Here is a 19,565-nt window from a genome sequence, read left to right as displayed (position 1 = left end):
TCAATGACCAGACGCTCAGTCGGTTCCGCCGTAACCGACTGAACACCTGCGCAAATTAGCGGCAAACCGCGATCGTCAAGTGATCAGCTTGAACAGCAGGGCCGACCGCGCCGTGACCTGATAGGCCGCCCCGCAGTCGAAAACCTCACTCTCTTCGGCATTCGGAATGTTGGTATCGATCACCAGCGACCATTTCGAGCCGTGCGGAACTTCGGGCAGAGTGAACTCGACCAGCCCGTCGAAACTGTTGGTGATCAACAGCACCGTGTCGTCCTCCGCGGCCCGTCGGATGCCGGTCTTCCTGGCGCGGCCATCGAGCAGCATGCCGAAGCATTTGACGTTGCCGTCCTGCCAGTGCTCGTCCTGCATCGGGCCGCCATTGGCGTTGATCCAGGTGACGTCGCAGATGCCGAGTTCTTCGTCGTACTGCCCTTGCAGAAAGCGGCTGCGCCGCAGCGTCGGGCAGTCGCGCCGGAGCGCGATCAGCCGCTTGGTAAAGTTCAACAGCTCGCGCGCCGCGTCGTCGTGATCCCAATGCACCCAGGAGATCTCGTTGTCCTGGCAGTAGGCGTTGTTGTTGCCTTTCTGCGTGCGGCCGAATTCGTCGCCCGCCAGCATCATCGGGGTTCCTTGCGCCAGCAGCAGCGTCGTCAGCATGTTGCGCTTCTGGCGCTCGCGCAGCGCGATGATGTCGGCATCGTCGGTCGGACCTTCGGCGCCGCAGTTCCACGAGCGGTTGTCCGAGTGGCCGTCCTTGCCGTCCTCGCCGTTTTCGGCGTTGTGCTTCTCGTTGTAGCTGGCCCAGTCGTTCAGCGTGAAGCCGTCATGTGCGGTGACGAAGTTGACGCTCGACCACGCGCGCCGGCCCTGGCGATTGAACATGTCGCCGGAACCGGACAGGCGAGGGGCCAGTGCCGCGGCGCTGGCCTCGCTGCGCCAATAGTCGCGCAGCGTATCGCGGAACTTGTCGTTCCATTCCGCCCAACCCGGCGGAAAGCCGCCGACCTGATAGCCGCCGGGGCCGCAATCCCAGGGCTCGGCGATCAGCTTCACCGAACTCAGCAGCGGGTCCTGATTGACGGCCTTGAGGAAGCCGCTCTGTTCGTCGAAGCCGTGGGTTTCGCGCGCCAGGATGGTGCCGAGGTCGAACCGGAAGCCGTCGATATGCATCTCGCCGGCCCAATAGCGCAGCGAGTCGGTCACCATCTGGATCACGCGCGGGTGCGACAGGTTGACGGTGTTGCCGGTGCCGGTGTCGTTGATGTAGTAGCGCTTCTGGTCGGGCAGCAGCCGGTAGTAGTTGGCGTTGTCGATGCCCTTGAACGACAGCGTCGGGCCGAGTTCGTTGCCCTCGGCGGTGTGGTTGTAGACCACGTCGAGGATCACGGCGAGGCCGGCGTCGTGCAGCTTGGACACCATCTCCTTGAACTCGCGCAGCGAGTTCGGCACGTCGGCGGCGTAGCGCGGGTCGGGCGCGAAGAAGCCGATGGTGTTGTAGCCCCAGTAGTTCACCAGATTCTTTTCGAGCAGATAGCTGTCGTTGACGAAGGTGTGGATAGGCAGCAACTCGACGGCGGTGATGCCGAGCGAGGCGATGTAATCGACCACGGCCTGCGAGCCGAAGCCCGCATAGGTGCCGCGAAGATCCTCGGGGACGCCCGGGTGAAGCTTGGTGAAGCCCTTGACGTGGGTCTCGTACACGATGGTCTGATCCCACGGCACGAATTTGCGCCCGGGCTCGCCGCGCCAGTCGAAGTCCGGATCGACGACGACGCATTTCGGCACGAAGCGGGCGCTGTCGCGTTCGTCGAACGTGGTGTCGTCGCCGCTTTCCATCTGATAGCCGAACACGGCCGGATCCCATTTCAGCTCGCCGGCGTGGGCGCGCGCATAGGGGTCGAGCAGCAGCTTGTTGGGATTGAAGCGGTGGCCGTTCTCGGGCTCGTAGGGACCGTGGACGCGGTAGCCGTAGAAGGTGCCCGGGCCGACATCCGGTATGTAGCCGTGAAAGACTTCGTCGGTGTATTCGGGCAGTTCGATCCGGCGCTCGGTATCGCCGTCGAACAGGCAGACCTCGACCTTGGTGGCGTTGGCGGAGAACAGCGCGAAGTTGGTGCCTTCGCCGTCCCAGCAGGCGCCGAGCGGGAAGGGGAGGCCTTCGCGCACGGTGCTGTTGTCGGTCACCACATGATAGCCCGGCTCCGGCTTCGGCGCAGCTTCAGGCTGTGCGGGCGCTTCGGTGGTCGCGGGCGGCGGGTCGAGCGTATCCGTGTCGGTCATCGCGGGTCCTTCAGCGTTGGCGCGCAGGCGCAATCACGAAGCTCGGCCCTCGGCCCAACCCCGATTGAACTCGATCGGTCTGTTATCATTGAGAAACTTCCCCGCCTGCAGACGCGATAATGCCGTATTTCGATTTCGGTTCCGGAGCTGTCCGGCTCGGCCGCGTCCCGCACAACGAAAAAAGGCCCGGACGCTTGCGCGCCCGGGCCCAGTTTGGCGGGAGGGGATTATTTGCCGGGTTTGGTCGACTGCGAGGTCGTGTTCGACCGCTGCTTGTCGAGGGTCTGTGCCATGTCGAGATGATGCTTGAGCGCCGGCAGCGTCTTGCCGGCCCAGGTCTTCAGCTCGGCGCTCTCGCCGCCGCGGGCGTAGCGATCGAACAGCGACACCGCGTCCTTATGGGCCGAGATCTGCTGCTCCACATAGGTCTCGTTGAAGTCCGCGCCGCTGGCGCTGGTCAGCTTGTCCAGCTTGCTGCGATGCGCATCATCGAGCTGGGTCGGCAATTCCGCCTTCACCTTGCCGGCGGAGATCAGCGACTTCAGTTCGGTGCTGGTCTTGGTGTGGTCGGCGACCATCTCCTTGGCGAACGCCTTGGTGGCAGTGTCGCCCTTCTGCTCGGCCAGCTTGCTCGACTGGATCTCGAACATGTCGCTGATCGCCGCCTGCCTGACGAAGTCGGCGGTGGTCGGCGCGACGCCGAGGACGGAATTCACGCCGGTCTTCTCGCCGACCGATTGCGCCAGCACGGGCGTTGCCATCAGCAGGCAGCAGCCCAGTGCGATCATGGTACGTTTCATGGCGGATATCCTCAGCTTGCGGCCTTGCGATTGACGCCCTTCCGGAGCGCCACGGTGTTGAGCTTGGTGTTGGCCGCTTTTTCTTCGTTCAGATTGGTGGTGAGGAAGCGCACGATGTCGTCGTGCCCCAGTTCCTCGGCCCAGGCGATCAGCGTGCCGTAGCGGGCGATCTCGTAGTGCTCGACCGCCTGCGCATTGGCGATGATCGCGGCGTCGAGCACGGTCTTGTCGGCGATTTCGCTGGCGGTCTCGTTGGCTTCCTTGATCAGCCCGTCGATCGCCGGGCAGTCGATGCCGGAGGGCTTCTCGCCGAGCTTCTTGAACACCTGATCGAGCCGCTCGATCTGCTTCTCGGTCTCTTCCAGATGCGCCTTGAGGCCGGCGGCGAGGTCCCGGTTGGTCGCCTGCTCGATCATCGTCGGCAGCGCCTTGGTGATCTGCTGCTCGGCATAATAGATGTCGCGGAGACCATGCAGCAGCATGTCGTCCATCGTCTGAATGTCCTTGCTGAAAAAGCCCATCGTCGCCTCCGGTGGTAGGGTGTTTGCCCCACAACTGGAACGCGCCCGTTCTGTTCCAATTGCGCGATGGCGGCGGAGGCAGGCACGCGCCGGTGCGACGGGCGGGGTGTCCGACGGGCAGCCGCAGGCCCGGCTGCGGGGACAACCGACGTCGGACGCCGAGCACGGCAGGCTCCCTCTCCCGCTTGCGGGAGAGGGCGGGGGTGAGGGAGCCCCAGGCACTGCGCCTGCGCCGACCACGATCGGAGGGCCCCCGGCCGCACCGTGCACGGGCCGTTGGCCCTTGAAGGACGGCGACAGCTGCTCCAGGAAGGCGCGGCCGGCCTTGCCAAGGCGGCGGCGGGCGCACCCGCTCGCCATCATCCCCGCCTGCGGCCCCACAGGGTGTTGAGGCGAGCCCGCGGGCATGTTAGGCAACGCCCGACGCGGGTGTAGCTCAATGGTAGAGCAGCAGCCTTCCAAGCTGAATACGAGGGTTCGATTCCCTTCACCCGCTCCACCAGGCCATTGCAAAAATTATACGTCACAATTGCTTAACCGACCCGTGAGCCTGCCGTGGGCCGCAGTGGGACCACTGAATTCTTCGCCAACATGGCGCCGTTCCTCGGGATGCCCCGAGATGAGCGAGCCGTGGAAATGCCGGGAAGTGTAGGCGAAGCCGCCCAAACCACGCCCGCGCTCTACGTCCGTTTAGTGCGGGCGTGATTTCGAATAAGCGTGATTCGCCGCATCCTCATAGTCCAACCCGACCTGATTGAAGCTCTCAAGGCTTCCGAGAGCCGCCGGAAAATATGACCATGAGCCTGCAGGATCGGATTGCGACTGCGAAGACCGATCTGAATCGGGAGAATGCAGAGAGGTGGGGGTAAGTGCACAATTCGAAGAGCATACGGCTATCGAGCGAACGGGGTGAAAACGTTCAAAATTAGAATTTCGATGTGGCTCGCGACGGTGTTCGTTGAAATCTTCAAACTATTGGGGTGACCGCAACCATTGCGTAATTTTAGGCACTTTTGCAGTTCGTCTTTGACGTTCTTGCCGATAACGGAAATGGCCGCGATCCGGTCTAGGAATTCCGTTTCTTGCATTCGTCCAAGGTCATCAGTCGTCTTGGCTGGTTTCCACTTCTGGTCAATCCTCGACGCTTCAGTATTGAAGGCAGTCAGATATTGGGCTTGAACGACCGCCTTTAGTACATGTACCGCAGCAAGCCACGACATCACTACTGCCGAGCGATATAGCTCAAATTCATAACACTGCACCGCTTCTTGCACGAAGGCCCGCGTATCACTATCTTTTACGCGTGAGAGGAGATTGCGTAGATCGGTAGCTATCAGCACTGCTGCGGGACTGATGCTTGAAACGCCCAGCGTCCTTAAGTGTTGCTTCCCGGCATCCGTCAACTCCCATCCCTTTGGTGTCGCGATAGCAAGTCCTTTGGTCGTTCCAAGTATCTGGGACACGTTCCAATTAACGATATCCCTCAATCCAGCATCGAGGGCCCGAGCCCTGATCTCCGCGACCTGCCAGTTTGTATCATCTGATGCTAATACGAGAAGCACCTTATCTTTTCTTGTCAGATCACGGTGCAGCCAATTTTTCAGTTCAGGTGCTTTAAGCAAGTTTGGGCTCTATCTCTGCGATGGCTTTAGCTGATAACGAAAACGAGTCATTGCCGACGACGCGCAATACGTCGTCTTTCGTTAGCCGCTTCAGGCTTGAGCTCAAGTTATTGATAAAAGTCTCTTTGAAATACGCTGGTGCGGAGCGCATTGCATCGATAAGTTCTTGTCGGGAGAACGTTTTCCCAGCTTTCGAAAAATGAATATGGGCGGCGGCGGCCTTTACGAGTTCTGGTCCCGAGCTGACAGCTAAGATGGTAGCGATCGTGCTTGTGGAATGATCGTGAACAACCCGCGTCTCGTTGTTTTTCTTGCCCAATTGATCAATGGTTGGATTTGCTGGTGAGGCTGTGGCTTCGACAGCGGGAAACTCTTTCTGAAGTTCTAGTAGCTCTTTCAGTATTCGAATCAGATCAGCCTGCAAGAATTCGGAGGCGCCTTGATATTCGATTTCCACGTTGCCCAGCTTCACCTTAATACTCGCTAGGTTGCCTTCCACTTCCGTGCCCCTCAAATAACATTGAGAATGAATCAGCCTACAATAGAATAATTTGAGCTCGCAACCTTCTTTAAGATAGGGTCTATGGGCGGTATCAACGGCTAAAGATCAAAAATCGCGCCGATTGTGCGCTCGACCCACCCCGCCACCGCCCCACAAATCTTGCTGGTCACATCGCCGTCCCGCCGGCCGGTGCGGGCTGGGACGTGGAAGGCGTGATCGGCGTCGGCGACCGGGTGCAGGGTGGCGGTTTTGCCGAGTTGGTGGATCACGGGGCCGAGCAGATCCGGCTCGGCGAGTTTGTCGCGCGTCCCCTGGACGAACAGCATCGGCACGCGAATGTCGGCGAGGTGCTCGGCACGGGTGATCGCGGGCTTTCCGGCCGGATGCAGCGGGAAGCCGAGGAAGACGAGGCCGCGCACGCCGTCCAGCGGTGCCAGCGCTTGCGCCTGCGAGGTCATCCGGCCGCCGAAGGATTTGCCGCCGGCCAGCAGCGGAAGGTTGCCGCAGCGCCTGCGCGCCTCGGCTACCGCGTCGCGGATCGCCGTGTGTGCGACGGCGGGGGAATCCGGGCGCTTGCTGCCTTTCTCCATGTAGGGAAACTGGAAGCGCAGCGTCGCCACGCCGTGCGCGGCGAGTCCGGTTGCGACGTGCTCCATGAACGCATGCGTCATGCCCGCGCCGGCGCCATGCGCAAGCACCAGGCAGGCCCGTGCGTCGTCAGGCTTCATCCAGATCGCCGATAACGGCAACGCGCTCTCGCCCTCGATCTTGAACAGCTCAGTCGCAGGCGCGCGGGTCATTTGGCTGGCGCGCTCGCAACGCCGACGAGGTCGGCTTCCCAGCCGAACACCGAGCGGCCGCCGAGTGCCGGCGAGGCCTTGCGCTCGCCGCCGACGTAGTCCTCGAATGACGGCCCGCTCGCGGTGCGCTCCAGGCGGCGCGCCTGCTCGTCGAGTCGCCGGATGGTCTGCAGCTCCTCGTCGCGCCCGAGCCTGGCGTTCTGCACCGCGGACTTCAGCACGCGGATCGTCTCGTCGTAGACCTTGATCGGGACCGGATACGGATGGCGGTCCTTGCCGCCATGCGCTAGCGAGAAGCGGGCTGGATCGGCGAACCGATACGGCGCGCCGTGCACGACCTCGGCGACCATCGCCAGCGATTGAACGGTGCGGGCGCCGACGCCGGGCGTGAGCAGCAGGTCTGGAAAGTCGATCGGGCCGCGATCGGCCGCGGCGGCGAGGGTGCCGTGCAGCCGGCGTGTGAAGACGTCTGCCGAGCGGACATCGTGATGTGCCGGCATGATCAGATGCGGCAGCATGGCTTGTGCGGGAGGCTCTGCGGTCGCATCCAGATAGGTCCGGACAACGCCGTCGGGGCCGAGGTCGGCCAGCAATTCGAGCTGAGCCTCGCGCGACGGCGCCGCGCGCCTGTCGGTGAGGTTGACGATCTGGCCCTGCGTCGGTCCGTCGATCGCGGCGTGCGGCGCTTCGACGAAGCTCGCGAGGTTTTCCGAATGCCAGTGGTAGCGGCGCGCCTGCCGCTTGGTCTCGTTCATGCCCTGCTGCACAACGGTCCACTGTCCGTCGTCGGTGACGAAGAAGCCGTGCAGATACAGGTCGAAGCCGTCCTGCACGGCGGCGCTGTCGACCTTGGCGACCAGCCGGCTGGCGCGGGTCAGGGCCGCGCCGTCGAAACCGACGCGCTGTCCCAGCGCCATCAGTTCGTCCGGCGTGCGCCGCGAATGCCGCCCGCGACCGCCGCAGACATGAACGCCGAGCTCGTTGCCGAGCGGCGCAAGCCCGCGCTTCAACGCACCGATCACGCTCGTGGTGATGCCCGACGAGTGCCAGTCCATCCCCATCACGCTGCCGAATGCCTGAAACCAGAACGGGTGGGCGAGGCGGGCGAGCAATTCCTCGCGGCCGTAATGATGCACGATCGCCTGACAGACAATGGCGCCGAGCGCCGACATGCGGTCCGCCAGCCATTGCGGGACGCGGCCGCCATGCAGCGGCAGATCCGCGCTGCCGCTACGCCGGGTCATGCGGGGCAAATGTCATCGAGCTCATGGCCAGAGTCTAGGCAGCGCTCCGAGCATTGGCAACGAGGCTGCTGCCGAAATCCGGACGACGGCTCTCGGACTGGCTGGATCATTCGATCGCGTCCGACGTTACCGGAGGGGCGGCAAACAAGCCGAGGAACATGATGCACGTCCGAAAGCTCGCGACGGGACTGGTGACGGGGATGATGCTGATGACCGGCCACAGCCAGGCGTCGCCGCTCGACGAATTGCGGTGGAAAAACCGCGTCATCGTCGTCGTCGCGCCCGCCGGCAACGCCGCCGTAGAGCAGCAGCGCCAGATTTATCAGGCGGCCGCCGCCGGCATGTCCGAACGCGGGATCGTTCTGCGCGAGGCGGTCGGCGATAGCGACCGCGCGCGTCAGATCCGGTCGCGGCTGTCCGCCGATGGCAAGCGATTTCAGGTGTTCCTGATCGGCAAGGACGGCCACACCGCGCTCTCCTCGGACAAGCCTCTGTCGGCGGAGGTTCTGTTCGCCAAGGTCGATGCGATGCCGATGCGGCGCGACGAGATGCGGCGCACGCGCTGATAGCGTTCGCGATGATCCGCTGGTCTGCTATTACCCTTCACATCCTGACGGGCTGACACTCGCCGGTCTTCCGCGGCGGCGCACCGAAGCGCCTGTGGGACCAGAGTAGATCATTCCTATGCACCGAAAGAATGATGAAGCACCCGCTTAGCACCTCGTTCTCCTGCGTGGCGCGTCGGGAGAATGCGGTGCTGACCGCACGGCTGCGATTAGCATCGAGGAGTTTATTGCTGTTGTTAGTAGAATGCTATTCTCCATCGCGCCGGAATAATCGAACGTCCCCGGCGTGGACTCGGTGCAAATCTTCTCTTATCCCGGTTGTTAGTTCCAGTTGAACGGCGCGCGTCAACGGCGATGCGCGTGCAGGGGAAGAGATCAGATGGCTGATGATACCGAAATCCGCAGGACACTCGCGGAAGGCGCTGCGCGGCAGCTTGCCAACGCTACCAAGACTCGGGCGCAATGGGGCGGTATCTCGCCGCGCTGGCTGGTGCCGCTGCTGCACTGGACACCGGTCGAGGCTGGTATCTTTCGCCTGAACCGCGTCAAGGAGACCCGCGGCGCGACCGCGTCACCCTCGTTCGATGTCGAGTGCAGTCCGCGGCGTGATCGCGATGCGGATCTGCCGGAGACCTTCGTCGATTACGAGGAGCAGCCGCGCGAATACTTCCTCAACGCCGTGACCACCGTGCTCGACGTGCAAACCCGCGTGTCCGACCTCTACAGCCATCCGTTCGATCAGATTCAGGAACAGTTGCGGCTGCTGATCGAGAAGGTCAAGGAGCGGCAGGAGAGCGAGCTGATCAACAATGCCGAATACGGGCTGCTCGCCAACACCGCGCCGTCGCAGCGGATCTCGACCCGCAGGGGGCCGCCGACGCCGGACGATCTCGACGAGCTGATCACCAAGGTGTGGAAGGAGCCGGCATTCTTCTTGGCGCACCCGCGCGCGATCGCCGCGTTCGGCCGCGAATGCACCCGGCGCGGCGTGCCGCCGCCGACGCTCAATCTGTTCGGCTCGCCGTTCCTGACCTGGCGCGGGCTGCCGCTGGTGCCGTCCGACAAGGTGCCGGTCGATGAGCAGGGCCGCACCAAGATCCTGCTGCTGCGCACCGGCGAGAAGAAGCAGGGCGTGGTCGGCCTGTTCCAGCCCGGCGTGCCGGGCGAAGTGGCGCCGAGCCTGTCGGTGCGCTTCATGGGCATCAATCGCAAGGCGATCGCGTCCTATCTGATCTCGCTGTACTGCTCGCTGGCGGTGCTGACCGAGGATGCGCTCGGCGTGCTCGATGACGTCGAGGTCGGGACGTATCATGAGTACGCCTGAGCCTGCGGTGCTGCATCCCGCGTCCGCGCCGCTCGGCGCGCCGGATGTCGACGCTATCGCGCGGCTGGCGAATGCGTTGTTCTCGGCGCTGCCGAACGGCGCCGTGCCAGCGCCGGGCGCAGCGCTCGGCTCGGCGCCGCTGTTCGCCGCCGAACCTCTGCTGAATGCGATCCCCGGCACGCCGCCGCTGACGCCGTCGCTCAAGCCGAACCATAATCCGGGCTCGGCGTCGCCGATCCCGACGATCGGCGCGGCGCGGCCATCGGCGCCCGGGTTCGCGCTCGATCCGAAGCTTGCGCCGGAAGCCGCGAGCCCACGCTCTCCCATCGCGCCGCTCGACCTGACGGTGCCACTGGCGGCGACGCCGGTCGCTCCGCCGCCGGCCTCCGCGCCGGTAATCGAACCTGTGTTCGCGCGCGAGACGGATCTGGCGGCGCTGCCGGGTCGGCTCGGGGATTTGCGCAGCTTCGTGCCGCCCGAGGGGGCCGGCGCAGGTCCGTTCGGCGCGAGCGCGGCCGCGGCCTCGGCGCCGCTGTACTTCCTCGCCGACAATCCTCTGGCGCGGGCGACACCCGCCGCGCCGCCGTCGCCGGCTCCGCGCGCGGAGACGTTCGATCTCGCCGGGCTGGCCTCGCAGCACCGCACCGAGGTGCACGTGCTCGATCTGTCCGGCACGCGGCCGTTCGACGCGAACGTATTCAAACGCGATTTCCCGATCCTGCAGGAGACCGTCAACGGCCGCCCGCTGGTCTGGCTCGACAACGGCGCCACGACGCAGAAGCCGCAATGCGTGATCGACCGGCTGGCGCACTTCTACAAGCACGAGAATTCCAACATCCACCGCGCCGCGCATACGCTGGCGGCGCGCGCGACCGACGTCTACGAGGCGGCGCGCGACAAGGTCCGCGCGTTCATCAATGCGCCGTCGGTGAAGGACGTGGTGTTCGTGCGCGGCGCCACCGAGGCGATCAATCTGGTGGCGCAGGCCTGGGGCCGGCGGAATATCGGCGAGGGCGACGAGATCGTGGTGTCGCATCTCGAGCACCACGCCAACATCGTGCCATGGCAGCAACTCGCGGCCGAGAAAGGCGCGCGGCTGCGCGTCGCGCCGGTCGACGATCATGGTCAGATTTTGCTGGACGAGTACGAGAAGCTGCTCGGGCCGAAGACGAAGATCGTTGCGTTCACGCAGGTGTCGAACGCGCTCGGCACGGTGACGCCGGTTGCCGAGATGACCGCGCTGGCGCATCGCCACGGCGCCAGGGTGCTGGTCGACGGTGCGCAGGGCATCTGCCACCTGCCGGTCGACGTGCAGGCGCTGGACGTCGATTTCTACGCCTTCTCCGGCCACAAGATGTTCGCGCCGACCGGCATCGGCGTGCTGTACGGCAAGGCCGACGTGCTGGAAGCGATGCCGCCCTGGCAGGGCGGCGGCAATATGATCGCCGACGTCACCTTCGAGAAGACCATCTTCCAGGGGCCGCCGGACCGCTTCGAGGCCGGCACCGGCAACATCGCCGACGCCGTCGGGCTCGGCGCCGCGATCGATTATCTGAGCCGCATCGGCATGGCCAACATCGCGGCGCACGAGCACGAACTACTCCTTTATGGCACCGAGCGGCTGCTGACGGTGCCCGGCCTGAAGCTGATCGGCACCGCACGCGAGAAAGCCGGCATCATGTCGTTCGTGCTCGATGGTTGCCGCAGCGAGGACGTCGGCAAGGCGCTCGATCGCGAAGGCATCGCGGTGCGCGCCGGCCATCATTGCGCCCAGCCGATCCTGCGCCGCTTCGGTGTCGAAACCACGGTGCGCCCGTCGCTCGCGCTCTACAACACGCATGACGACATCGACGCATTGGTCGACGCGCTGCGGCGTCTGCAGAGCGGGCGGGGCGTGAAGCGAGGATGAAGGTCAAGTTAGTAACATAACTATCAACGCGTCATTGCGAGGAGCACCCGGATCGGCGCCTTGCGCCGTCCGGGCACAGGCTCCGCGACGAAGCAATCCAGCGCCATGCACGACGCTGGATTGCTTCGCTTCGCTCGCAATGACGGGGAGAGGTTGTCGCTCGACGCTTTGAAGCTAACAAGTCGGAGTCTCCCGCATGCCGCAATCCGCCGAGCCCCGTATCGTCTCAGAACCAGCATCGGATCTCGGCGCGATCGTCGCCGAACTGGCCGGGCTGCGCGCCGTCTCGCAGCGCCGACGTTATCGGGGCCGGCCGCTGCCGGATCTGCCGTCGCGCGAGGCGGTTGCCGGGCTCGTCGACGGCCTGGTGTCGGCGCTGTATCCGCGGCACTTCGGGCCGGCGGGGCTATCGGAGGATGGGCTCGACATCTACGTCGCCGACACCATCGAGCAGGCGCTGACGCGGCTGCAGCGCGAGGTCGGCCGCGAGCTGCACCTTGCCGATCTCGACGGCGCCGCCAAGCCCGGCGAAATCGAGCAGCAGGCGCTGACCATCACGACGGATTTCGCTCACGGTCTGCCGCGCATCCGCGCACTGCTCGACAGCGACATCCGCGCGGCGTTCGATGGTGATCCGGCAGCCAAGAGCCTGGACGAGGTGGTGTTCTGCTATCCCGGCGTCGCCGCCATGATCCGGCATCGCATCGCGCACCAGCTGTATGTGCTCGGGGTGCCGATGCTGGCGCGGATCGTCGCCGAGATCGCGCATGCGCAGACCGGCATCGACATCCATCCCGGCGCCACCATCGGCGAGAGCTTCTTCATCGACCACGGCACCGGCGTGGTGATCGGCGAGACCGCACGGATCGGCAAGCGCGTGCGGCTGTATCAAGCGGTGACGCTCGGCGCCAAGCGGTTCGAGACCAACGAGCACGGCCGGATCGTGAAGGGCGGCGACCGCCATCCGATCATCGAGGACGACGTGGTGATCTATGCCGGCGCGACCGTGCTGGGCCGCGTCACGATCGGGCAGGGCTCCCAGGTCGGCGGCGGCGTCTGGCTGACCCGTAGCGTGCCGCCCGGCACCGTCGTCACTCAGGCCAAGCCGGTCGCGGACTCGTTCGAGAACGGCGGCGGGATCTGAATCGCCGTTCGCTTGTACTGGAAAATTATTCTCCAACCGCAGCGATCGGGGGCGGGAGTGTCCCGCGAGGCGCCGTCGGATCGCTCCAGACGTTGTTTTTATTCTCCGTGCATTGCGGTGCAGCGGCAGGGACGGTACCCGATGGACAGCGCCGTCCCGGTGACGGCATCCTGGATCGATGAGCAAGCCTGTTATGAATGCCCCCTGGCAACCGCCCGCGGAAGACCGTCCGGTCTCCAGTCCGACAGCCGCTACGGGCATCCTGATCGACCGCGTCCGCAAGGTGTATGCGGCCCGCAACAGCAGCGCCGAGGTGGTGGCGCTCGACGACATCAGCCTCAGCGTGCCGAAGGGATCGATCCTCGGCGTGATCGGCCGTAGCGGCGCCGGCAAGTCGACGCTGATCCGGCTGATCAACGGGCTCGACAAACCGTCGAGCGGACGCGTCGTCGTCAACGGCGTCGAGATCACCGCGCTGAGCGAACGCGACCTGCGCGGCGCGCGGCGTTCGATCGGCATGGTGTTTCAGCATTTCAATCTGCTGTCGTCGCGCACGGCGTTCGGCAACGTCGCATTGCCGCTGGAGATCGCCGGCACGCCCAAGGCCGAGATCGAAAAGCGCGTGCTGCCGCTGCTCGATATGGTCGGGCTGGCCGATAAGCGCGACCGCTATCCGGCCGAGCTGTCCGGTGGCCAGAAGCAGCGCGTCGGCATCGCCCGCGCGCTCGCCACCGAGCCCTCGGTGCTGCTGTCGGACGAAGCCACTTCGGCGCTCGATCCGGAAACCACCGATCAGATTCTCGAGCTCTTGAAGCAGATCAACCGCGATCTGCATCTCACCATCCTGTTCATCACCCACGAGATGGCGGTGGTGAAGGCGCTGGCCGATCGCGTCGCGGTGATCGAGGGCGGCCGCATCGTCGAGGACGGCGCGACCTTCGACGTGTTCGCCACGCCGCGCCATGAAGTAACGCGGCGGTTCGTCTCGTCCGTCACCGGCAGCGGCGCGCCGGACTGGCTGCTGGAGAAGCTGCAGCCGACCCAGCCGCCCGGCGGAAGTGCGGTGCTGCGCATCACCTTCAAGGGCAGCGACGCCAACCAGCCGCTGCTGTCGCGGGTGTCGCGCGACTTAGGCGTCGATCTCAACATTCTGTCCGGCCAGGTCGAGATGATCGCCGGCCATCCGTTCGGCACCCTGATCGTGTCGCTCGCCGCCGCGCCAGACGTACTGCGCCAGGTGATCGCGCAATTGTCGGCCGGCAACAATCTGGTGGAGCAACTCGGCTATGTCGCCTGAACTCATTCGCATGATCTGGTCGTCGCTGCTCGACACGCTGGCGATGGTCGGGCTGTCCGGCCTGTTCGGCACGCTGATCGGCCTGCCGCTCGGCGTCTTCCTGGCTACCAGCCGCGCCGGTGAATTGTTCGCCGCGCCGGTCGCCAACCGCATCATCGGCGTCATCGTCAACGCCACCCGCTCGACGCCCTTCATCATCCTCGTGGTCGCGATCGTGCCGTTGACGCGGCTGCTGGTCGGCACTTCGATCGGTACCGCGGCGGCGACCGTGCCGCTGACCATCGCAGCGATTCCGTTCATCGCCCGCGTCATCGAGGCGGCGATCCGCGAAGTCGATCACGGCCTGATCGAAGCCGCGCGTGCGTTCGGCGCCAGCCCGCTGCAGATCGTCCGCAAGGTGCTGCTGCCCGAGGCGATGCCGGCGGTGATCATGGCGCTGACGCTGACGCTGGTCAGCCTGCTCGGCTATTCGGCGATGGTCGGCGCGGTCGGCGGCGGCGGGCTCGGCGACCTTGGCATCCGCTACGGCTATCAGCGCTTCATGCCCGAGGTGATGCTGACGGTGGTGCTGGTGCTGATCGCGCTGGTGCAGGGCGTGCAGACGCTCGGCGACACGCTGGCACGCAAGCTCGATCGCCGCAGTCGCCGGTCCTGATTTCCGTTTCGAAGTAACAAGGAGTTTGTCGATGCGCCGTCTTGCCGTCTCGCTCATCGCGCTGGCTTTCGCCGGCGCCGCCCATGCCGAAACCATCCGGGTCGGCGTCACCGCCGGTCCGCATGCCGAGATCCTCGACGTGGTGAAGAAGGTCGCGGCCGAGCGCGGGCTCGACGTCAAGCCGATCGAGTTCACCGACTACGTGGTGCCGAACCAGGCGCTGGCGCAGAAGGAGCTCGAGGCGAACTCGTTCCAGCACGAGCCTTACCTGAAGAACCAGGTCTCCAAGACCAATTGGAAGATCGTCAAGGTTGCCAATACGATCGCGTCGCCGCAGGGCGTGTACTCAGTCAAATACAAGACGCTCGCCGACCTGCCGCAGGGCGCCACCGTGGCGATCGCCAACGATCCGTCGAACGGCGCGCGCGGCCTGTTGATCCTGGCACTGCACGGCATCATCAAGCTGAAGGACGGCGCGGGCGCCACCGCCAGCGTCGCCGACATCATCGACAATCCGAAGAAGCTGAAATTCGTCGAACTCGACGCCGCGCAATTGCCGCGCTCGCTGCAGGACGTCGATCTGGTCTCGATCAACAACAACTACGCGGTCCAGGCCGGCCTCAACCCGGCCAAGGACGCCATCGGCCGCGAGGAAGTTGAAGGCCCGTGGGTGAACATCATCGCGGTCCGCGAGGAAGACAAGGACAAGCCCTGGGTCAAGCAACTGATCGAGGCCTATCACTCCGACCCGGTGAAGCAGTTCGTCGAGACGCGGTTCAAGGGGACGTATATCCCGGCGTGGTGAGGGGGCGGCGAGGCCGAAGTCGTCGACTGTTGCCAAAAATGGGGCACGACGCCCGCTCCATCACCAACCGTCATCCTCCGCGCATGCGGGGGATCCAGTATTGCAGTGCACCCGCGGCTGGTGTGAAGCGCTTCAACACTGACTCACTGGGATACTGGGTCGCCCGCTTTCGCGAGCGATGACGGCGGAGAGCAAGGCGCGCGCAGCGGCTCTGATTTCTCTTCAGCCGGAGTTGCCACACGCACAACCTCATGGTGAGGAGGCGCGTAGCGCCGTCTCGAACCATGTGCGATGGGCACCGCGTGGCCCCATCCTTCAAGACGCCCGGCTTCGCCGGGCTCCTCAGGATGAGGACGCAGTGCCAGTGGCAGCGCCGTATCGCCCCAATCAAGCGCTCGCGCGTCTGGCGCAGAGTCAATTGGCGTGGCGATCGGACTCCTCCCGCTAACGTCCCCGCCGCGCCGCCTGCTTCTCGTCCACCGCAGCACCCGCCGTCAGCGCCAGCGCCGCGACGCTGACGACGCGGTCGATCACGCCGTCGACGTCGTCGAGGTCGCAGCGGCCCTCCGACAGGCGGAGCAGGCGTTCGCTGTCGCGGACGGTTTGTTGCGCCATCGCCAGCGTGAAATGCAGGCCCCAATAGATATCTTCGTCCGCGCGGCCGGGCAGGGCGCGGCGCAGCGCCGCGGCGAACTTGCGTAAGTGATCGATCTCGCGGTTCTTGATCTTGCGGATCGGCGCGATGGTTTCGATCGAGGCGCGGATCATGAAGCGCGCCGAATCCGAGCGCTCGCTTTCGGGGCCGAGGCAGCCGCGCAGCGACGGGCCGATCAGCGCCCGCAGGATCTCTTCGACAGGTGCGCTGCCGCCGCCCGCGGCTTCGGCGGTCTTCAGCAGCTTGAGGCGCTCGCGATTGGTGACGATCGAGCGCGTCACGAACAGCTCGGCGATCAGTTCGTCCTTCGACCCGAAATGATAGTTCACCGCGGCGAGGTTGACGCCCGCCGCCGCGACGATGTCGCGCAGCGTCACCTCGCCGAAACCACGTTCGGCGTACAGCCTCTCGGCAGCCTGGAGGATCGCGGTGCGTGTGGTGTCGGCGGCCATGCCATCCTGCGGAACATCGTCGAGCTTGCATTTCAAACAGCTGTATGAAACTATCGTTTCATGGCCGGATGTCAATGCGCGAGCGCGTCAGACAGCCGGCGGCCCGCCGAGCCGATCGCGTCGCGCGCCTATGGCGCCGCCGGTGGCAGGGCGAATCGCCTTGCGACGGCTGGGCGGCGGGGAGACAGTGTCGGCAACCTTGTCGGCCAACAGCTTGGAAAAGAGTGAGGATCGCCTGATGGATTTCACGATGTCCGATCGCCAGCGTGAATGGCTGGAACGCGTCACCGCCTTCATGACCACGCATGTGCGGCCCGCGGTGCCGATCTACAACAAGCAGGACGCCGAGGGTGAACGCTGGAAGGTGATCCCGGTCCTCGAAGAGCTGAAGGCGAAGGCCAAGGCCGAAGGGCTGTGGAACCTGTTCATGCCGCCGTCCTCGCACGAGGACGACGAATTCCACGGTGCCGGTCTCACCAATCTCGAATACGCGCTGCTGTCCGAGCAGATGGGCCACATCTCGTGGGCCTCCGAAGTGTTCAACTGCTCGGCGCCGGACACCGGCAACATGGAAGTGCTGATGCGCTACGGCACCAAGGAGCAGAAGAAGCAGTGGCTTCGCCCCTTGATGAATGGCGAAATCCGCTCGGCGTTCCTGATGACCGAGCCGGCCGTGGCGTCGTCGGACGCGACCAATATCGAGACCAGCATCGTCAAGGACGGCGATCACTACGTGATCAACGGCCGTAAGTGGTGGTCGTCGGGCGTCGGCGATCCGCGCTGCAAGATCGCGATCGTGATGGGCAAGACGGATTTCAACGCCGCCAAGCATCAGCAGCAGTCGCAGATCCTGGTGCCGCTCGACACCCCCGGTATCACCATCGAAAAGATGCTGCCGGTGTTCGGCTTCGACGATGCGCCGCACGGCCATGGCGTGGTGCTGATGAAGGACGTGCGCGTTCCGGCGTCGAACCTGTTGCTCGGCGAAGGCCGCGGCTTCGAGATCGCGCAGGGCCGCCTCGGCCCGGGCCGCATCCATCACTGCATGCGCACCATCGGCAAGGCCGAAGAGGCGCTGGAGAAGATGGTCCGCCGGCTGCAGTCGCGCACCGCCTTCGGCAAGAAGATCATCGAATATTCGATCTGGGAGCAGCGCATCGCCGAGGCTCGCACCGACATCGAGATGAATCGCCTGCTGTGCCTCAAGGCCGCCGACATGATGGACAAGGTCGGCAACAAGACCGCGCAGCTCGAGATCGCGATGATCAAGGTCGCGGCGCCCAACATGGCGCTGAAGATCCTCGACAACGCGATCCAGGCCTTTGGCGGCGGCGGCGTCTCCGACGACGCCGGGGTCGCCAAGGATTACGCCCACATCCGCACGCTGCGGCTGGCGGACGGTCCGGACGAGGTGCACAACCGCGCCATCGCCCGGCTCGAGCTCAAGAAGTACGCCAACACGGCGCACTGAGCCCGCAAGGGTGGGGCATCAGGCCCACGCAAAAACGTTATCGCCGGACTTGATCCGGCGATCCATCTCTTGAAAAGATGGATACCCGGGCCTGGCCCGGGTATGACTGTTTTGGATGGTCGGAACGCGCTGCGCAAACGCGCGAACAAGAACAAGGGAGCGGCACTTTGGTCGGGATGCGAAATGACGAGGACTACGTCGGCACCAAGCCGGTCGAGGAGCGGCATCGGGTCGACGAAGCCCGCCTGGCGGAATGGATGCAGGCGAATGTCGAGGGCTATCAGGGCCCGCTCGAGGTTCAGCAGTTCAGGGGCGGCCAGTCGAACCCCACCTATCGGCTCAACACTCCGAACCGCTCCTACGTGATGCGGCGCAAGCCGTTCGGCAAGCTGCTGCCGTCGGCGCACGCGGTCGACCGCGAATTCAAGGTGATCGACGCGCTCGGCAAGCAGGGCTTCCCGGTGGCGAAGGCCTACGCGTTGTGCACCGACGACGCGGTGATCGGCGTGTCGTTCTACATCATGTCGATGGAAGAGGGCCGGGTGTTCTGGGATCCGACCCTGCCGACCCAGACGCCGGAGTCGCGCTGGGCGATCTTCAAATCCAAGATCGAAACCCTCGCGCTGTTGCACAGCTACGATCCGGAGAAAATCGGTCTCGGCGACTTCGGCAAGCCGGGCAATTATTTCGCGCGCCAGATCGACCGCTGGACCAAGCAATACAAGGCGTCGGTGTCCGAGCCGATCCCGGAGATGGACCGGCTGATGGAATGGCTGCCGAGCACGCTGCCGGTGCAGGAGCGGGTCTCGGTGGTGCACGGCGACTACCGGCTCGACAACATGATCTTCCACGCCACCGAGCCGCGGGTGCAGGCGGTGCTCGACTGGGAGCTGTCGACGCTCGGCGATCCGATGGCCGACTTCACCTACCTGCTGATGCAGTGGTCGATGCCGGGCCTGATGGATGCCGACCTGAAGGCGCTCAACCTGCCGACGCTGGAGCAGGCCTCCGACATGTACTGCGAGGCGGCGGGGATCAGCGGCATCTCCAACATGAACTGGTATCTCGCCTACAACACGTTCCGGCTCGCCGGCATTCTGCAGGGCATCGCCGGCCGCGTCCGCGACGGCACCGCCGCCTCCGACAAGGCCAAAGAATCCGCCGCCCGCACCGTCCCGATGGCCAAGCTGTCATGGGAATTCGCCCAGAAGGCCGGCGCGAAGTAAGCACTTCAGGCCTCACCCCGCGCCGCAGCGCACTCCCTCTCCCGCTTGCGGGAGAGGGCGGGGTGAGGGCGACGCGAGCACTGACTCCGTCAGTAGCCCGGATGAAGCGAAGCGAAATCCGGGACGGCATCGACAACGCTCCCCGGATTACGCTTCGCTCCATCCGGGCTACAGACTAGCGACAGCTTCCCTTGACAATATTCCTACAAGGACTATAGTCCCTTCATCCCGTCCCAAGGAGAGGGGCGACACGCGATCGTCACGGTTCGCGGGGCGGGGGGCGATGGACGCG

At 64.8% G+C, this 19,565-nt stretch carries 17 protein-coding genes and 1 tRNA gene; 10 read left to right on the top strand and 8 right to left on the bottom strand.

The annotated features are described in order from the left end of the window. Positions 1 to 75 precede the first annotated feature (75 nt). The 3 genes from glgX to LPW26_RS15095 all read right to left on the bottom strand — a co-directional run bounded on the left by glgX (position 76) and on the right by LPW26_RS15095 (position 3,601). Positions 76 to 2,280: a glycogen debranching protein GlgX gene (glgX, locus tag LPW26_RS15105; RefSeq protein WP_238736237.1), complete on the bottom strand. Its 2,205-nt coding sequence runs from the start codon at positions 2,278 to 2,280 to the stop codon at positions 76 to 78. Positions 2,281 to 2,507: 227 nt separating this feature from the next. Next, the gene (locus LPW26_RS15100; protein WP_238736236.1) at positions 2,508 to 3,080 is read right to left on the bottom strand and encodes a DUF4142 domain-containing protein; all 573 of its coding nucleotides are present in this window, start codon (positions 3,078 to 3,080) and stop codon (positions 2,508 to 2,510) included. A gap of 11 nt (positions 3,081 to 3,091) precedes the next feature. Next, positions 3,092 to 3,601: a YciE/YciF ferroxidase family protein gene (locus tag LPW26_RS15095; protein ID WP_238736235.1), complete on the bottom strand. Its 510-nt coding sequence runs from the start codon at positions 3,599 to 3,601 to the stop codon at positions 3,092 to 3,094. A gap of 425 nt (positions 3,602 to 4,026) precedes the next feature. Between LPW26_RS15095 and LPW26_RS15090 the strand changes: the two genes are divergently transcribed. Then, a tRNA-Gly gene (locus LPW26_RS15090) sits at positions 4,027 to 4,100 on the top strand. 394 nt (positions 4,101 to 4,494) lie between these two features. Here LPW26_RS15090 and LPW26_RS15085 read toward each other — a convergent pair. The 4 genes from LPW26_RS15085 to LPW26_RS15070 form a co-directional block, all read right to left on the bottom strand. Continuing rightward, positions 4,495 to 5,223, bottom strand: coding sequence for a hypothetical protein (locus LPW26_RS15085; protein ID WP_238736234.1), 729 nt, complete (start codon positions 5,221 to 5,223; stop codon positions 4,495 to 4,497). Next, complete coding sequence (locus LPW26_RS15080; protein WP_238736233.1) at positions 5,216 to 5,695, bottom strand: hypothetical protein; 480 nt, start codon at positions 5,693 to 5,695, stop codon at positions 5,216 to 5,218. The genes LPW26_RS15085 and LPW26_RS15080 overlap by 8 nt, the downstream gene beginning before the upstream one ends. A 128-nt stretch (positions 5,696 to 5,823) precedes the next feature. After that, a complete protein-coding gene (locus LPW26_RS15075; RefSeq protein ID WP_238736232.1) occupies positions 5,824 to 6,453 on the bottom strand; it encodes an alpha/beta hydrolase family protein in 630 nt (209 codons plus the stop codon). A gap of 68 nt (positions 6,454 to 6,521) precedes the next feature. Further along, a complete protein-coding gene (locus tag LPW26_RS15070) occupies positions 6,522 to 7,769 on the bottom strand; it encodes a DUF763 domain-containing protein (protein WP_238736231.1) in 1,248 nt (415 codons plus the stop codon). Between the two features lie 161 nt (positions 7,770 to 7,930). On the opposite strand from LPW26_RS15070, the gene LPW26_RS15065 reads away from it, so the two are divergent. From LPW26_RS15065 to LPW26_RS15035, 7 genes are all read left to right on the top strand, one after another. Next, positions 7,931 to 8,335 (top strand): DUF4174 domain-containing protein, encoded by a 405-nt coding sequence (locus LPW26_RS15065; protein ID WP_238736230.1) that lies wholly within the window; start codon positions 7,931 to 7,933, stop codon positions 8,333 to 8,335. A 379-nt stretch (positions 8,336 to 8,714) separates the two neighbouring features. Next, the gene (locus LPW26_RS15060; RefSeq protein WP_238736229.1) at positions 8,715 to 9,659 is read left to right on the top strand and encodes a family 2A encapsulin nanocompartment shell protein; all 945 of its coding nucleotides are present in this window, start codon (positions 8,715 to 8,717) and stop codon (positions 9,657 to 9,659) included. Beyond that, the gene (locus LPW26_RS15055) at positions 9,646 to 11,568 is read left to right on the top strand and encodes a family 2A encapsulin nanocompartment cargo protein cysteine desulfurase (RefSeq protein ID WP_238736228.1); all 1,923 of its coding nucleotides are present in this window, start codon (positions 9,646 to 9,648) and stop codon (positions 11,566 to 11,568) included. The genes LPW26_RS15060 and LPW26_RS15055 overlap by 14 nt, the downstream gene beginning before the upstream one ends. Before the next feature lie 196 nt (positions 11,569 to 11,764). Beyond that, complete coding sequence (gene epsC, locus LPW26_RS15050; protein ID WP_238736227.1) at positions 11,765 to 12,712, top strand: serine O-acetyltransferase EpsC; 948 nt, start codon at positions 11,765 to 11,767, stop codon at positions 12,710 to 12,712. A gap of 178 nt (positions 12,713 to 12,890) precedes the next feature. Further along, the gene (locus LPW26_RS15045) at positions 12,891 to 14,009 is read left to right on the top strand and encodes a methionine ABC transporter ATP-binding protein (protein WP_238736226.1); all 1,119 of its coding nucleotides are present in this window, start codon (positions 12,891 to 12,893) and stop codon (positions 14,007 to 14,009) included. Then, positions 13,999 to 14,664 carry a methionine ABC transporter permease gene (locus LPW26_RS15040; RefSeq protein ID WP_238736225.1) on the top strand — a complete coding sequence of 222 codons (666 nt, stop codon included), beginning with the start codon at positions 13,999 to 14,001 and terminating at the stop codon, positions 14,662 to 14,664. The genes LPW26_RS15045 and LPW26_RS15040 overlap by 11 nt, the downstream gene beginning before the upstream one ends. Before the next feature lie 31 nt (positions 14,665 to 14,695). Further along, the gene (locus LPW26_RS15035) at positions 14,696 to 15,469 is read left to right on the top strand and encodes a MetQ/NlpA family ABC transporter substrate-binding protein (protein WP_238736224.1); all 774 of its coding nucleotides are present in this window, start codon (positions 14,696 to 14,698) and stop codon (positions 15,467 to 15,469) included. A 444-nt stretch (positions 15,470 to 15,913) separates the two neighbouring features. Here LPW26_RS15035 and LPW26_RS15030 read toward each other — a convergent pair whose 3' ends face one another. Beyond that, on the bottom strand, positions 15,914 to 16,576 hold the full coding sequence (locus LPW26_RS15030) for a TetR/AcrR family transcriptional regulator (protein WP_238736223.1): 663 nt from the start codon (positions 16,574 to 16,576) through the stop codon (positions 15,914 to 15,916). A 238-nt stretch (positions 16,577 to 16,814) separates the two neighbouring features. On the opposite strand from LPW26_RS15030, the gene LPW26_RS15025 reads away from it, so the two are divergent. Continuing rightward, the gene (locus tag LPW26_RS15025) at positions 16,815 to 18,047 is read left to right on the top strand and encodes an acyl-CoA dehydrogenase family protein (protein WP_238736222.1); all 1,233 of its coding nucleotides are present in this window, start codon (positions 16,815 to 16,817) and stop codon (positions 18,045 to 18,047) included. Positions 18,048 to 18,223: 176 nt separating this feature from the next. Further along, positions 18,224 to 19,273 carry a phosphotransferase family protein gene (locus LPW26_RS15020; protein ID WP_238736306.1) on the top strand — a complete coding sequence of 350 codons (1,050 nt, stop codon included), beginning with the start codon at positions 18,224 to 18,226 and terminating at the stop codon, positions 19,271 to 19,273. Positions 19,274 to 19,565: the final 292 nt, after the last annotated feature.

The sequence above is a fragment of the Rhodopseudomonas infernalis genome, from assembly GCF_022271405.1.
Taxonomy (GTDB): domain Bacteria; phylum Pseudomonadota; class Alphaproteobacteria; order Rhizobiales; family Xanthobacteraceae; genus Rhodopseudomonas; species Rhodopseudomonas infernalis.
This window is presented reverse-complemented; position numbering and strand designations above follow the sequence as displayed.

Excerpts from the sequence above, each read along its gene's own strand:
- glgX (WP_238736237.1), bottom strand. The coding sequence starts at position 2,280 with ATGACCGACACGGATACGCTCGACCCGCCGCCCGCGACCACCGAAGCG.
- LPW26_RS15100 (WP_238736236.1), bottom strand. The coding sequence starts at position 3,080 with ATGAAACGTACCATGATCGCACTGGGCTGCTGCCTGCTGATGGCAACG.
- LPW26_RS15095 (WP_238736235.1), bottom strand. The coding sequence starts at position 3,601 with ATGGGCTTTTTCAGCAAGGACATTCAGACGATGGACGACATGCTGCTG.
- LPW26_RS15075 (WP_238736232.1), bottom strand. The coding sequence starts at position 6,453 with ATGAAGCCTGACGACGCACGGGCCTGCCTGGTGCTTGCGCATGGCGCC.
- LPW26_RS15070 (WP_238736231.1), bottom strand. The coding sequence starts at position 7,769 with ATGACCCGGCGTAGCGGCAGCGCGGATCTGCCGCTGCATGGCGGCCGC.
- LPW26_RS15065 (WP_238736230.1), top strand. The coding sequence starts at position 7,931 with ATGCACGTCCGAAAGCTCGCGACGGGACTGGTGACGGGGATGATGCTG.
- LPW26_RS15060 (WP_238736229.1), top strand. The coding sequence starts at position 8,715 with ATGGCTGATGATACCGAAATCCGCAGGACACTCGCGGAAGGCGCTGCG.
- LPW26_RS15055 (WP_238736228.1), top strand. The coding sequence starts at position 9,646 with ATGAGTACGCCTGAGCCTGCGGTGCTGCATCCCGCGTCCGCGCCGCTC.
- epsC (WP_238736227.1), top strand. The coding sequence starts at position 11,765 with ATGCCGCAATCCGCCGAGCCCCGTATCGTCTCAGAACCAGCATCGGAT.
- LPW26_RS15045 (WP_238736226.1), top strand. The coding sequence starts at position 12,891 with ATGAGCAAGCCTGTTATGAATGCCCCCTGGCAACCGCCCGCGGAAGAC.
- LPW26_RS15040 (WP_238736225.1), top strand. The coding sequence starts at position 13,999 with ATGTCGCCTGAACTCATTCGCATGATCTGGTCGTCGCTGCTCGACACG.
- LPW26_RS15035 (WP_238736224.1), top strand. The coding sequence starts at position 14,696 with ATGCGCCGTCTTGCCGTCTCGCTCATCGCGCTGGCTTTCGCCGGCGCC.
- LPW26_RS15030 (WP_238736223.1), bottom strand. The coding sequence starts at position 16,576 with ATGGCCGCCGACACCACACGCACCGCGATCCTCCAGGCTGCCGAGAGG.
- LPW26_RS15025 (WP_238736222.1), top strand. The coding sequence starts at position 16,815 with ATGGATTTCACGATGTCCGATCGCCAGCGTGAATGGCTGGAACGCGTC.
- LPW26_RS15020 (WP_238736306.1), top strand. The coding sequence starts at position 18,224 with ATGCGAAATGACGAGGACTACGTCGGCACCAAGCCGGTCGAGGAGCGG.